Raw genomic sequence first — 13,732 nt, forward strand, 5'->3', positions numbered from 1 at the left:
TGATTCTCTGCCCTAAAGCGTTTCCTGATTTGAGTCGTTCGACGCGTTACCCGCGTTTTCCGTCTGGGGGGCAACCTGCCGGGAGACTCGGACTCAATGTTGCGGAAATCTTGGATTTTGGTCCGCGGTGAGAGGGGATGACGGGGAATGAAGAGCAAGCATGTGGCCGTATTGCTGGGAGGTTTCTCGTCCGAGCGGCCCGTGTCTTTGTCTTCCGGAAAGGCCTGTGCCGATGCGCTGGAGCAGGAAGGGTACCAGGTCAGCCGCGTCGATGTCGGGCGCGATGTCGGCTCGGTGCTTGCCGAGCTTAAGCCCGACGTCGCCTTCAATGCGCTGCATGGACCCTTTGGCGAGGACGGTACCATTCAGGGCATCCTCGAATATCTCGGCATTCGCTACACCCATTCCGGCGTGCTCGCCTCGGCGCTCGCTATGAACAAGGAGCAGGCGAAGAGGATCGTCAAACCGGTCGGCGTTCCCGTTGCCGAATCGAAGGTCGCCAATCGCTTCTCCATCCAGAACAAGCACCCGATGAAGCCGCCCTACGTGGTCAAGCCGGTCAGCGAAGGATCGAGCTTTGGCGTCGTCATCGTGTCGGAGGGGCAGTCGCATCCACCGCAGGTGATCGGGTCATCCGAGTGGAAATATGGCGATATCGTCATGGTCGAGCGCTACATCCATGGGCGCGAGCTGACCTGCGCCGTCATGGGCGACGTGGCGCTTGGCGTCTGCGAGATCATCCCGACGGGCCATTCCTTCTACGACTACGATTCAAAATATGTCGCGGGCGGATCAAAACACGAATGCCCCGCAAAAGTTTCACCGAATATTTACCAAAAAATACAGACACTGGCGCTCAAGGCTCACCAAGCTGTCGGCTGTCGGGGCGTTTCCCGGTCGGACTTCCGTTATGACGATCGTCACTCCGAAAATGGCGAGGTTGTATGGCTCGAGGTCAACACTCAGCCGGGCATGACGCCGACGTCTCTGGTGCCTGAAATTGCCGCCCATGCCGGGCATTCGTTTGGTGAATTGTTGAGTTGGATGGTGGAGGACGCTTCGTGTCTGCGTTGAAATGGGGACAGGGCAAGGTGAGGGGCGCGGCCGGGCCGTCGCTGTTCGGCCTGCCATTGTCGTTGGACCATTTCGTCCTGCCGCGCGTGCTTCGCCGCCCCGTGCGCATCCTGACGCGCCTGGGCGACGGTGAATTCCAGGCGCCGCGATTCTCCTCCGCGATCATGTCGGCGGTGCTGCTGGCCTCGAGCGGGGCCTATGGCGCCTACCTTGGCGGTCATGCCGACGGCATCATTCAAAGCATCACCGCCCGCACCGGCTTTGCCGTCGATCAGGTCAAGGTGGTCGGCAATCGTCAGACTTCGGAGATCGACATTCTCGACAGGCTCGAACTCGATGGCTGGACGTCGCTGATCGGCTTCGATGCCGAGGCCGCGCGCGAACGCATCGCGACCCTGCCGTGGATCCAGGTCGCCGCGGTGCGCAAGGTCTATCCGCACACGCTGGAGGTGCGTGTCGAGGAGCGTGCGGCCTTCGCGCTTTGGCAGCAGGGCAATGATCTCTCGGTCATCGAAAAGAATGGCGCTGTCATCGCGCCATTCTCGGGCGGCAAGCAGGTGCTCCTGCCCCTGTTGATCGGCGCCGGCGCGCCCGCGAAGGCGCCCGATTTCCTGGCCAGGGTCGAACAATATCCCGACCTGGCCAGCCGCATCAAAGGCTATGTCCGTGTCGGCGAGCGGCGCTGGGACCTGAAGCTGGACAACGGCATCACCATCAAGCTGCCCGAGGATGACGAGGACAAGGCGCTCGCCGAACTCGTCAAGCTGGACCATGACAAGGGGCTGTTGTCGCGCGACATCGCCGCCGTCGACATGCGCCTGACGGACCGGCTGGTCGTGGAGCTGACGCCGCAGGCGGCAACGCAGCGCGAGGCCGCGCTCAACGAGAAACCAAAGGCCCTCAAGCGCAAGCCGGAGACGAAGATATGAGCTGGCTTGGCGGTTCTGGCGATGCCTCGTCGCGCCGGTCGGGCACCCTGACGGTGCTGGATGTCGGCTCGAACAAGGTCTGCTGCATGGTGGCCAAGCTCAAGCCGTGCGATGACGGCAAACTGTTGCGTGGCCGCTCGCACCGGGTCCAGGTGATCGGCATCGGACACCAGAAATCGCAAGGCGTGAAGTCGGGCGTCGTCGTCGATCTCGATCGCGCCGAGCATGCCATCCGCCTCTCCGTCGATGCCGCCGAGCGCATGGCTGGGCTGACGGTCGACTCGCTGATCGTCAACATGACCGCCGGACGGCTGAAGAGTGAAGCCTTTTCGGCCACCATCAACCTTGGCGGCCACGAGGCCGACGAGGCCGACATCAAGCGCGTGCTCGGCGCCGGCGCCAAGCAGGCGCTCAAGTCCGAACGCGAGGTGATCCATTCACTGCCAGTCGGCTTCTCGCTGGACGCCGAGCGCGGCGTGCGCGATCCGCGCGGCATGGTGGGCGATGCGCTTGGCGTCGACATGCATGTGCTGACGGGTGACGCGGCGCCGATGCGCAATTTGGAGCTCTCCATCAACCGTTCGCACCTGTCGGTCGAACGCATGGTGGCGACGCCCTATGCCAGCGGGCTGGCGGCACTCGTCGACGACGAGCTGGAGCTCGGAGCCGCCTGCATCGACATGGGCGGCGGTACGACGACGATCTCGGTGTTTTCGGAAGGCAAGTTCGTTCATGGCGATGCCATCGCCATCGGCGGCAACCATGTGACGCTCGACATGGCCAAGGGCCTTTCGACCTCGCTCGATGCGGCCGAGCGGCTGAAGGTGATGCACGGCTCGGCGCTGCCGGGCAGCGCCGACGATCGTGACCTGATCTCGATCCAGCCGATCGGCGACGATGGCGATGTGCCGCTGCAGATTCCGCGTTCGGTGATGACGCGCATCGTGCGCGCACGCATCGACGAGACGCTCGAACTCCTGCGCGACCGGCTCAACAAATCCGGTTACGGCAATGCGGTCGGCAAGCGCGTCGTGCTCACCGGCGGCGCCAGCCAACTGGCCGGCCTGCCCGAGGCGGCACGCCGCATCCTGGGGCGCAATGTGCGCATCGGCCGCCCGCTCGGCGTGGCGGGCCTGCCCGAAGCGGCGAAAGGGCCGGCTTTCTCGGCTGCGGTCGGGCTTCTGATCTATCCGCAGATGGCGAGCTTCGAGAGCCATCCGGCGAAAGGCATTTCCGGTCTCAGGATGACCGGAACGGGCGGAAAACTGCATCGCATGAGTCAGTGGTTGAGAGACAGTTTCTAATTGACGGGGACAGCCCCATAGGCGGCCGCGGCGGCGAAGCGGCGTGAAAGGCAAAGGACGGAGACAATGACCATCAATCTGCAGAAGCCGGACATCACCGAGCTTAAGCCGCGCATCACCGTGTTCGGTGTCGGTGGCGGCGGCGGCAATGCCGTCAACAACATGATCACCGCCGGTCTGCGCGGTGTCGAGTTCGTTGTCGCCAACACCGATGCGCAAGCGCTGACCATGTCGAAGGCCGACCGGCTGATCCAACTCGGCGCGCATGTCACCGAGGGGCTCGGTGCCGGCTCGCAGCCAGAAGTCGGCCGCGCGGCGGCGGAAGAGTGCATCGACGAGATCATCGACCATCTCACCAACACCCATATGTGCTTCGTCACCGCCGGCATGGGCGGCGGCACCGGCACGGGTGCGGCTCCGGTTGTTGCGCGCGCAGCCCGTGAGAAGGGCATTCTCACCGTCGGCGTCGTCACCAAGCCGTTCCACTTCGAGGGCCAGCGCCGCATGAAGACGGCCGACTTCGGCATCGAGGAACTGCAGAAATGCGTCGACACCTTGATCGTCATCCCGAACCAGAACCTGTTCCGGCTAGCCAATGACAAGACCACCTTCGCCGACGCCTTCGCGATGGCCGACCAGGTGCTCTACTCCGGTGTCGCCTGCATCACCGACCTGATGGTCAAGGAAGGTCTGATCAACCTCGACTTCGCCGACGTGCGTTCGGTGATGCGCGAGATGGGCAAGGCGATGATGGGCACGGGCGAGGCTTCGGGCGAAGGTCGTGCGATGGCCGCCGCGGAAGCCGCGATCGCCAATCCGCTGCTCGACGAAACCTCGATGAAGGGCGCCAAGGGCCTGCTGATCTCGATCACCGGCGGCCGCGACCTGACCCTGTTCGAAGTCGACGAAGCGGCGACCCGCATCCGCGAGGAAGTCGACCAGGACGCCAACATCATCCTGGGCGCCACTTTCGACGAGGAACTCGAAGGCGTCATCCGCGTCTCGGTGGTCGCCACCGGCATCGACAAGTCGGCCGCTGAAATCGCCGCCGCGCCGATCTCGATCCGTGCCGCTCCGCCGAAGCCGGCTGCCCGGCCGGCCGTCGCCGCGGTGGAAAGCCGCCCGGCGCCGGTCCAGCACACGGTGTATGAGCCACGCGCCGCCGATCCGGTTGCCGAAGCCATCCAGTTGGCCGAAGCGAATGCCGCGGCCATGGCGCAGGCCCGTCCGACTCCGGTCGCCCATGCGGACGATTTCCGCCCGCAGAGCAAGATCTTCCAGGCGCCGCCCGCGCAGCCGCAGCCGATGGTGCAGCCGGTCGTCCAGCAGATGATGCAGCCGGCCCCGCAGCCGCGCGAAATCCTGCGCGAGGTTCAGCAGCCGGTGGCGATGGCGCCGCAGCGCATGCCGCGCGTCGAGGACTTTCCGCCGGTCGTGAAGGCCGAGGTCGATGCCAAGAGCCGTCCGGCCGATCATGAGAACAGCGGACCGATGGGTCTCCTGAAGCGCCTGACCAATGGCCTGACCCGTCGCGAAGAAGAGCCTGCACGCCTGCAGCCGGCGCAGCCGCGCGAGCCCAAGCTGCGCCAGGCCGCACCGGAAGTGCGCCGCCTCGCCAGCCAGGATGCGCAACTCTACGCCCCGCGCCGCGGCCAACTGGACGATCAGGGCCGCCTGACGCCGCAGACCAGGGCGACTCAGGACGACGATCAGCTGGAGATTCCGGCGTTCCTGCGCCGCCAGGCCAACTGAGCGGTTAACGGACTGTAACAGTTGTTAACAGGCAGGCAAGGAATTGCTTGCCTGTTAACGTTTAAAATGCTGCGTAATCAATCGGTTATGATGCCGTACATGTTCCAGTTCGCGGTTACAGAGAGTAAGAAACCGTGATTTGGAGTCTCCTTGCCGGAACATTATCTTCGCTGCCTACCATAGTCGGTTTGCCAGGATTTCGGGGGAGTAGCCCTGCTTGCCGATTTAACAAGAGCCGCGCCCTCGGGCTGGAGAAGCGGACCTAGGCATTACGGGCTCATGGGGATTGTCTTGCACGACTACCAGACGACAGTGAAAACGCGCGCGTCGCTTACAGGCACCGGCGTTCACAGCGGCAAAGAAGTTTCCATCAGTTTCCTGCCCGCGGATGCCGATACCGGCATCGTGTTCCAGCTCCTCAATGGAGATGGGCAGGGCCGTGAGTTCCGCGCCCTGTTTTCAGAGATCGGCGCCACCGACCTTTGCACCATGCTCGGCGATCCCTCGGGCGAGCACATCGCGACAGTCGAGCACATCATGGCCGCCCTGTTCGGGCTCGGCATCGACAATGTCATCATCGAGATCGACGGCCACGAGGTCCCAATCCTCGACGGCAGCGCCATGGCATTCGTCGAAGCCATCGACCAGGCCGGCATCGAGGTGTTGGCCGTCAAGCGCCGCTATATCAGGGTGGTCAAGCCGGTCCGCATCGAGAACGGGGCTTCCTGGGCCGAGTTCAGGCCCTATGAAGGGACCCGTTTCGAGGTCGAGATCGATTTCGAAAGCCCGGCTATCGGTCGTCAGCTCTTCGCATCGGACATCAATGCCGATATTTTCCGCCGCGACATCGCCCGCGCCCGCACGTTCGGCTTCATGAAGGACGTGGAACGGCTGTGGGCCGCCGGCTATGCGCTGGGATCCTCGCTGGAAAATTCCCTGGTGATCGGTGACGACAACCGCGTCATCAATATGGGCGGCCTGCGCTATCCCAACGAATTCGTGCGCCACAAGACGCTCGACGCCATGGGCGACCTGGCGCTGGCCGGCGCGCGCTTCATCGGCTGTTTTCGCTCCTATCGCGGCGGCCACAGGCTGAACGCCGCTGCGCTGCGGCGCCTGCTGTCGGATCGCACGGCCTTCGAGATCGTCGAGACGACACGCCGCGAGCGTGGCCGGGGCGCCGAAATGAACGCCGTCAACGCGCCGCTCTATGCGCCCTGGATGATCTGATTTCCTTTATCTTTTTCGGATTCCATGGCGGCGTGGGTGTTGCATGAATGCATCATCCATCAGCGAAATTGCATAGATTGATACGCTGCGGTCCGCCGCCACAAAAATGTGCGATTGGCTGGACATAGCGTTGCCGGGCAAGTCGGTTATGGTTTATGGCTGCTGCCGTCGATTAGTGCATGTCGCTCAAAAGTGGGGACCAGTTTTGGGACAACAGCATGCAAGAGGCATTGAAATAACGCCGAAAGGGCGCAATCCAATCATGTTCTTCAAGCGAGTCGGTCAATCGAAAGTGCCGCAGCGGTCCGTTTTCCTGGCGCTTTCGGTGGTTGTTCCATCGCTCTTTCTGTCGGCCTGCATGTCGTCGGAGAAAGATATCGACCTGTCGACCTATGTCGACCAGACCGAGCCGGCCGACGTGCTCTACAATCAGGGTCTCGCCAACATGAATGCGGGACGCCTGGACGAGGCGAGCAAGAAGTTCGACGCCGTCGACCGTCAGCACCCCTATTCGGAGTGGGCCCGCAAATCGATGGTGATGGGTGCGTTCGCCGACTATCGGAAGGGCAGCTACGACGACGCGATCCAGTCGGCAAAGCGATATTTGGCCCTTTATCCGTCCACGGATGACGCGCCCTATGCCCAGTACATCATTGGTCTCAGCTACTATCGCCAGATCAAGGACGTGACGCAGGACCAGAAGGAAGCACGCCAGACCCTGCAGACGATGCAGGACCTGGTGACGCGCTGGCCGACGTCGGAATATGTCGACGACGCCAAGGAAAAGATCCGCTTTGCCAACGACCAGCTCGCCGGCAAGGAGATGCAGATCGGCCGCTATTATCTGGAGCGCCGCGAATACATCGCCGCCGTCAAGCGCTTCCGCACCGTGGTCGAAAACTATTCCAACACGCGCCATGTCGAGGAAGCGCTCGCCCGCCTCACCGAAAGCTATTACGCGTTGGGCTTGACCTCGGAGGCCCAGACGGCCGCCGCGGTGCTCGGTACCAACTATCCCGACAGCTCGTGGTACAAGGATTCCTACAAGCTGCTGCAGAGCAACGGGCTGGCGCCGCGCGAAAATGCCGGATCGTGGATATCCAAGGCCGGGAAGCTGATCACCGGCGCGTGACCGCAGAGCTCCGAGCGCAGCGCGCTTTTTCGGATTGATCCGAAGCCCAAACAAAAAGATAGTGCGGCGCTGCGACTCCACCTGTCGGCGCCGCCTTTAATCTCTTTGTTCTCGTGCCTGTCGTTATCCCGAGACCGGGTCCACTTTCGGGCGGCATGCAATAGGTCCGGTTTCTCATGCTTTCCAGACTGTCGATCCGAGATATCGTCCTGATCGAAAAGCTGGACATCGACTTCCAGCCGGGTCTTTCCGTGCTGACCGGCGAAACCGGCGCCGGAAAATCCATTCTGCTCGATGCCCTGTCGCTGGCGCTCGGCGCGCGCGGCGATGCCTCGCTGGTGCGCCATGGCGCATCGCAGGGCCAGGTCATCGCCGTGTTCGATGTTCCGCGCAACCATCCGGTGCGCGCGCTGCTTGCCGAAAATGCCATCGAGGACGATGGAGACATCATCCTGCGCCGCGTGCAGACAGCGGACGGCCGCACCCGTGTGTTCGTCAACGACCAGCCGTCCTCCGTGACGCTGATGCGCGATGTCGGCCGCGCGCTGGTCGAGATCCATGGCCAGCATGATGAACGCGCTTTGGTCGATCCCGGCGCGCACCGCGACGTGCTCGATGCTTTCGGCGGCCATCTGGGCGCCGTCCGCTCGACCGGCGAGGCATGGCGGCACTGGCGCGCCTGCGAGCAGGAGCTGACGCGCCATCGCGCCAAGGTGGCCGCCGCCGCACGCGAGGCCGACTATCTGCGCGCCGCGGTTGCCGAACTGACCAAGCTCGACCCGCAGCCCGGCGAGGAAACCGAACTTGCCGAGCTGCGCGCCCACATGATGCGCGCCGAGAAGATCGCTTCCGAAATCCATGATGCGCAGGATGTGCTGTCGGGCCCGTCGTCGCCCTTGCCGCAACTGGCAAGTTTGCTGAGGCGGCTGCAGCGCAAGGCAACCGAGGCGCCCGGCCTGCTCGAGGACGTGGTCAAGTCGCTGGATGAAGCGATGCTGTCGCTCGACGCGGCGCAGTCCGGCGTCGACGCCGCGTTGCGTGCCACCGAATATGACCCGCAACGGCTGGAAAAAGCCGAGGAACGGCTGTTTTCGCTGCGCGCGGCCTCGCGCAAGCACAGCGTCGCCGTCGACGATCTGGCGCAGCTGCGCGACACGATGGTTGCCGATCTCGCCGATCTCGATGCGGGCGAGGAGCGCCTGCATGGACTGGAAAAGCAGGCGGCCGCCGCGCGCGAAACCTATGACATCGCCGCCGCACAGTTGTCCTCGCTTCGCCATGGCGCGGCGGTCGGTCTGACCAAGGCGGTGATGGCGGAATTGCCGGCGCTGAAGCTCGAACGCGCGGCCTTCATCGTCGAGATGAAGAGCGAGGCCGAGGCCCGCATGGAAGAGGGCATCGACCAGATCGAGTTCTGGGTGCGCACCAATCCTGGCACGCGGCCCGGCCCGATGATGAAGGTCGCGTCCGGCGGCGAGCTGTCACGCTTCCTGCTGGCACTGAAAGTGGCGCTTGCCGATCGTGGTTCGGCGCCGACACTGGTTTTCGACGAAATCGACACCGGCGTGGGCGGCGCGGTGGCCGACGCCATTGGCCAGCGGTTGGCGCGGCTGTCGAAGCGCGTCCAGGTGCTTTCGGTCACGCATGCGCCGCAAGTGGCGGCGCGCGCGGCGACACATTTCCTGATCTCCAAATCGGGCAGCACCGACCGTGTCGCGACCGGCATTGCCGAGATGGACAGGACCGCGCGGCAGGAGGAGATCGCCCGCATGCTGGCTGGGGCGACGATCACCGACGAGGCGCGCGCCGCCGCCGAGCGGCTGCTGCGCGAGAATACAAACGCGGCATGAGACTATCCGGCATCATGGGGCGAGTCAGGATATGGCTCCATCCTGCTGTTCAGGAATGATCTTTTCCGAAAACCGGTTCCCACCTTTCGGGATCATGCTCTATTGTGACGCGCCACCGTTCAGGGACAAAAAGCATGGCCGAAAAACCTGTCGATTCGCTCAGCGAAAGCGAGGCTGAAGCCGAACTCCAGCGCCTTGCCGAGGAGATCGCCGCTCATGACCGGCGCTACCATGCCGAGGACGCACCCACGATCACGGACGCGGAGTATGACGCGTTGCGGCGGCGCAATCTCGCCATCGAGGAGCGCTTTCCCGGCTTGGTGCGCGAGGATTCGCCCTCGCTCAGGGTGGGTGCCGCACCGGCGGAAGGCTTCACCAAGGTGCGCCATGCCGTGCCGATGCTGAGCCTCGCCAAGGCCTATACCGACGCTGACGTTACCGATTTCATCGAGCGTGGCCGGCGCTTCTTCGACCGCGACAAGGACCTCGACATCGCTTTCACCGCCGAGCCGAAGATCGATGGCCTGTCGGCTTCGCTGCGTTACGAAAAGGGCGTGTTCGTGCAAGGGGCGACGCGCGGCGACGGCGCTGTCGGCGAGGACATCACCGCCAATTTGAGGACAATCGCCGACATTCCCGCGAAGCTCAAGGGTTCAGGCTGGCCTGAAACCATCGAGATTCGCGGCGAGGTCTACATGACCTATGCGGAATTCGAGGCACTCAAGGCGCGCTCGGCGGCTGTCGGCGGCCAGGATTACGTCAATCCGCGCAATACGGCGGCCGGGTCTCTGCGCCAGAAGGATCCGTCCGTCACCGCCAGCCGCAATCTCAAATTCTTTGCCTATGCCTGGGGTTATACGACGGCCGATCCGGCACCAACGCAGTACGAATCAGTGCAGAAATTCGCCGATTGGGGTTTCAAGATCAGTCCGCTTATGGTGCGCGCGAAATCGGTCGAGGAACTGGTCGCGCATTATCACCTGATCGAGGAGCAGCGCTCGTCGCTCGGCTATGACATAGACGGTGTCGTCTACAAGGTCGATCAACTGGAGCTGCAGCGCCGCTGGGGCTTCGTCACCGGTGAGCCGCGCTGGGCCGTCGCGCACAAATTCCCCGCCGAACAGGCGATGACGACCGTGCAGAGGATCGACATCCAGGTCGGCCGGACCGGCACGCTGGCGCCGGTCGCGCGGCTTGCGCCGGTGACCGTGGGCGGCGTCGTGGTGGAAAACGTCACGCTGCACAATGAGGACTATATCAAGGGCCTGGACAGCACCGGGCAGCCGATACGCGACGGTATCGACGTGCGCATCGGCGACACGGTCGTGATCCAGCGGGCAGGGGATGTCATCCCGCAGATCGTCAGCGTCGTCATCGACAAGCGTCCTCCTGATGCCGTGCCGTACGAATTCCCGCACACCTGCCCGATCTGCGGCTCGCCGGCGACGCGCGAGATCAACGAGAAGACCGGCAAGGAGGATTCGCGCCGCCGTTGTACCGGCGAGCTGATCTGCCCGGCGCAGGCCGTGGAAGGGCTGCGCCACTTCGTGTCGCGTGGCGCCCTGGACATCGAAGGCCTCGGCGCGGAAAACATCGATACTTTTTTCAATGCCGGGCTGATCAAGACAGCCGCCGACATCTTCACGCTCAGGGAGCGCCGCCCCGCCGTGACCAAGGCGCTGGCCGAGCGGCGCGAGGAGCAGGCCAGGCAGCGCGAGGCGGCGTCCGGCAAGGCCCGCAAGAATGTGCGCAGCGTCGAGGACCGCAACTATGAGGGTCTCGACAAGCTGTTTTCGGCCATCGATTCACGCCGCGAGCCGGAGCTCGACCGCTTCATTTTCGCGCTCGGCATCCGCCATATCGGCGAGACGACGGCCGCCGTGTTGGCCCGCACGTTCTCCACCATCGAGGAGCTTATCCGCGTCGGCAAGGAGACGGCGGCGGCGGAGGATCCGCATGCCGTCTTCCCATCGATCAACGGCATTGGCGATACGGTGATCGATGCGCTTCGCGATTTCTTCGGCAATGAGCGCAATGACGACGTGCTCGACAAGCTGCTGGAGCAGGTCAAGCCGAAGCCGTACATCGTCACCGTCTCGGCCGACAGCAAGGTCGCCGGCAAGACGATCGTCTTTACCGGTTCGCTGGAAAAGATGACACGCTCCGAAGCCAAGGCAATGGCCGAGCGTCTCGGCGCCAAGGTGGCCGGCTCGGTTTCGGCCAAGACCGATCTGGTGGTTGCGGGGCCGGGTGCGGGCTCCAAGCTCAAGCTTGCCAGTGAACTGGGCGTCGAAGTCATCGACGAGGACAGCTGGCTGCAGCGGGTCGGCAAGTCGTGACGGGCGAAGCGTTCAAAGGGTTCGGCCCCAAGGCCATTCCGTTCCTGAAGGCATTGGATTTCCACCAGAGCCGCGAGTGGTTCCTGGAGAATCGCGACTTGTTCGAAAAGGAATTGCGCGACCCACTGGGCGATCTCGTCGAGACGCTGACGCATCGTTTTACCGAGGCGGGCCTCGGCCTGCGCGGCGATCGCAAGAAGTCGCTGTTCCGCATCAACCGCGATGTGCGCTTCGCCAAGGACAAGCGACCCTACAACCGGCATCTGTCGGCTATCCTGTCGCCGGACGGCACCAAGATGGAGCAGGGTGTGTTCTTCGTCCATATCGGGCTCGAGCGCTGCTTTGCCGGCGTCGCCTGGTGGCAGCCGGCGCCGGAACTGCTGACGGCCATGCGCAAGGCCATCACGAGCCATCCCGAAGCGTTTCGCGCCGTGGTGGCGGCGCTGAGGAAGAATGGCCTCGAACTCGATGCCGAAGGCGGCATGAAACGAACGCCGCGCGGCTTCGAAGAGGTCGCCGACAAGGACCTCGTCGCCGCCATCCGCAACCGGCATTTCGCCGTCCGCCACGCGATCGATCCGGCTGGTATCCACGGGCCAGAACTGGTCGAGGAACTTGTCGATTTCACCATGCGCGCCAAGCCGCTGCTCGATTGGGGCAGGGCGATCGAGGGCAAGACCGAGAAACAATGAGCTTCCACGCAAGCGTCGCGACGATCATTTCCGCTGATCGTTTGGCTCAACCGAATTCGTGTGACACGGCAAACCATGCCACCTAAATACCGCCACTCCCTTTGTTGTCGTGCATGTCGTTGTCCCAAAACCGCTACTCAGTTTTGGGCGACATGCATCAGGAGTGGCCGATGGCGACGGACGTGATTTCAGAGAGCGGCGGCAAAAGCGACTTCTGGCAGGGCGTGCGGCTCTCCATGCCGGTCGTGGTGGCATCGGCGCCGTTCGCGGTGCTGTTCGGCGCGCTCGCCGTCGACAACGGCTTCTCGGTCCTCGAAGCCTTCCTGATGAGCGCGCTGGTCTATGGTGGCGCCAGCCAGATGGTCGGCATCCAGCTGTTCGGCCAGCATGTCGCGCCGTGGTTGGTCGTGTTGTCGATCTTCGCCGTCAATTTCCGCCACGTGCTCTATTCCGCCGGCATCGGCCGGCGCATCGCGCACTGGCCCGTCATTCAGCAGGCACTCGGCTATTTCATCCTCACCGATCCGCAATTCGCGGTCGCCGAGGCACGGGCGCAATCTGGCCGGACCGTGGGCTTCGCCTGGTACCTGGGGCTTGGCCTGCCGGTCTATCTGTTTTGGATCGTCGAAAGCGCGCTCGGCGCGCTGTTCGGCAAGCTCATCCCCGACACCCATGCGCTGGGCATCGATTTCCTGCTGCCGATCTATTTCCTCGGCCTCGTGATGGGCTTTCGCAAGCGACCGCTGTGGCTGCCGGTGGTCGTCGCCAGTGCCTGCGCCTCGATCGTCGCCTACAAGACCGTAGGCTCGCCCTGGCATGTGTCGATCGGCGCCGTCGCCGGCGTGCTGCTCGCCGTCATCCTGCCGCCGCACCACAGCGGCGTGGAGACAAGGCCATGAGCACGACATTCTGGATCATCATCGCCGGCGCGATCGCCACCTATCTCACGCGCATCGGCGGGCATCTGGTCATCTCCCGCTTCGAAAACATTCATCCGCGCGTGGAAGCCGGTCTCAACGCCGTACCGGCTGCGGTGCTGACGACGCTGGTGGCGCCGGAACTGCTGAATGCAGGACCGGCGGAGTGGCTGGCTCTGGTGGTCACGGCCGCGGTTTCGTTGCGTGGCGGGCTGATGGCGATGTTTCTTGCGGGGGCGGTGGTGCTGATCCTGGCGCGGCAGTTCGTGGGGTAGGCGCGATCGATTTGAATCGTCAGCGCCGCCCCTCATCGCCCTGCCGGGCACTTCTCCCCGTATAGTGACGGGGAGAAGGATGCTGTCATCGACGGTTTCGCCAATCATCAACGTTTCAGGAAAGAACGGGGAGGCTGCAGCCAGCCCCTTCTCCCCGTCACTAGAGCGGGATGAGATTTATAAGAGTCGTGGGATTCCCAAATCATCGCAGTTCTGATTCAACATGCATGCTGGGAGG

At 63.6% G+C, this 13,732-nt stretch carries 11 protein-coding genes; all 11 read left to right on the plus strand.

All coding sequences use genetic code 11. From position 1 onward, the window contains the following. Nucleotides 1–147 precede the first annotated feature (147 nt). Complete coding sequence (locus LB543_RS11050; protein ID WP_224614107.1) at nt 148–1,074, plus strand: D-alanine--D-alanine ligase; 927 nt, start codon at nt 148–150, stop codon at nt 1,072–1,074. After that, the gene (locus LB543_RS11055; protein WP_224614108.1) at nt 1,062–2,003 is read left to right on the plus strand and encodes a cell division protein FtsQ/DivIB; all 942 of its coding nucleotides are present in this window, start codon (nt 1,062–1,064) and stop codon (nt 2,001–2,003) included. The genes LB543_RS11050 and LB543_RS11055 overlap by 13 nt, the downstream gene beginning before the upstream one ends. Beyond that, the gene (ftsA, locus tag LB543_RS11060; protein ID WP_140758152.1) at nt 2,000–3,307 is read left to right on the plus strand and encodes a cell division protein FtsA; all 1,308 of its coding nucleotides are present in this window, start codon (nt 2,000–2,002) and stop codon (nt 3,305–3,307) included. Before LB543_RS11055 ends, ftsA begins: the two co-directional genes overlap by 4 nt. 66 nt (nt 3,308–3,373) lie before the next feature. After that, nucleotides 3,374–5,059, plus strand: a complete 1,686-nt coding sequence (ftsZ, locus tag LB543_RS11065) for a cell division protein FtsZ (protein ID WP_140812639.1) — start codon at nt 3,374–3,376, stop codon at nt 5,057–5,059. A 279-nt stretch (nt 5,060–5,338) separates the two neighbouring features. Next, nucleotides 5,339–6,289 (plus strand): UDP-3-O-acyl-N-acetylglucosamine deacetylase, encoded by a 951-nt coding sequence (gene lpxC, locus LB543_RS11070; protein ID WP_140812638.1) that lies wholly within the window; start codon nt 5,339–5,341, stop codon nt 6,287–6,289. Nucleotides 6,290–6,551: 262 nt separating this feature from the next. Continuing rightward, the gene (locus LB543_RS11075) at nt 6,552–7,421 is read left to right on the plus strand and encodes an outer membrane protein assembly factor BamD (protein ID WP_140758149.1); all 870 of its coding nucleotides are present in this window, start codon (nt 6,552–6,554) and stop codon (nt 7,419–7,421) included. 176 nt (nt 7,422–7,597) lie between these two features. Next, nucleotides 7,598–9,271 carry a DNA repair protein RecN gene (gene recN, locus LB543_RS11080; protein ID WP_224614109.1) on the plus strand — a complete coding sequence of 558 codons (1,674 nt, stop codon included), beginning with the start codon at nt 7,598–7,600 and terminating at the stop codon, nt 9,269–9,271. A 134-nt stretch (nt 9,272–9,405) separates the two neighbouring features. Beyond that, nucleotides 9,406–11,610 (plus strand): NAD-dependent DNA ligase LigA, encoded by a 2,205-nt coding sequence (gene ligA, locus LB543_RS11085; protein WP_224614110.1) that lies wholly within the window; start codon nt 9,406–9,408, stop codon nt 11,608–11,610. Continuing rightward, nucleotides 11,607–12,302 (plus strand): DUF2461 domain-containing protein, encoded by a 696-nt coding sequence (locus LB543_RS11090; protein ID WP_140812634.1) that lies wholly within the window; start codon nt 11,607–11,609, stop codon nt 12,300–12,302. The genes ligA and LB543_RS11090 overlap by 4 nt, the downstream gene beginning before the upstream one ends. Nucleotides 12,303–12,472: 170 nt before the next feature. After that, nucleotides 12,473–13,201 carry an AzlC family ABC transporter permease gene (locus LB543_RS11095; RefSeq protein ID WP_224614111.1) on the plus strand — a complete coding sequence of 243 codons (729 nt, stop codon included), beginning with the start codon at nt 12,473–12,475 and terminating at the stop codon, nt 13,199–13,201. Further along, nucleotides 13,198–13,494 carry an AzlD family protein gene (locus LB543_RS11100; RefSeq protein WP_224614112.1) on the plus strand — a complete coding sequence of 99 codons (297 nt, stop codon included), beginning with the start codon at nt 13,198–13,200 and terminating at the stop codon, nt 13,492–13,494. Before LB543_RS11095 ends, LB543_RS11100 begins: the two co-directional genes overlap by 4 nt. The last annotated feature ends 238 nt before the right edge of the window (nt 13,495–13,732 follow it).

Origin of the sequence: Mesorhizobium sp. ESP7-2 (genome assembly GCF_020164715.1) — a bacterium.
Classification (GTDB): Bacteria; Pseudomonadota; Alphaproteobacteria; order Rhizobiales; family Rhizobiaceae; genus Mesorhizobium.

Coding starts and splice junctions, on each gene's coding strand:
- ftsZ (WP_140812639.1), top strand. CDS start 3,374: ATGACCATCAATCTGCAGAAGCCGGACATCACCGAGCTTAAGCCGCGC.
- ligA (WP_224614110.1), top strand. CDS start 9,406: ATGGCCGAAAAACCTGTCGATTCGCTCAGCGAAAGCGAGGCTGAAGCC.
- LB543_RS11100 (WP_224614112.1), top strand. CDS start 13,198: ATGAGCACGACATTCTGGATCATCATCGCCGGCGCGATCGCCACCTAT.
- ftsA (WP_140758152.1), top strand. CDS start 2,000: ATGAGCTGGCTTGGCGGTTCTGGCGATGCCTCGTCGCGCCGGTCGGGC.
- LB543_RS11075 (WP_140758149.1), top strand. CDS start 6,552: ATGTTCTTCAAGCGAGTCGGTCAATCGAAAGTGCCGCAGCGGTCCGTT.
- recN (WP_224614109.1), top strand. CDS start 7,598: ATGCTTTCCAGACTGTCGATCCGAGATATCGTCCTGATCGAAAAGCTG.
- LB543_RS11050 (WP_224614107.1), top strand. CDS start 148: ATGAAGAGCAAGCATGTGGCCGTATTGCTGGGAGGTTTCTCGTCCGAG.
- lpxC (WP_140812638.1), top strand. CDS start 5,339: ATGGGGATTGTCTTGCACGACTACCAGACGACAGTGAAAACGCGCGCG.
- LB543_RS11095 (WP_224614111.1), top strand. CDS start 12,473: ATGGCGACGGACGTGATTTCAGAGAGCGGCGGCAAAAGCGACTTCTGG.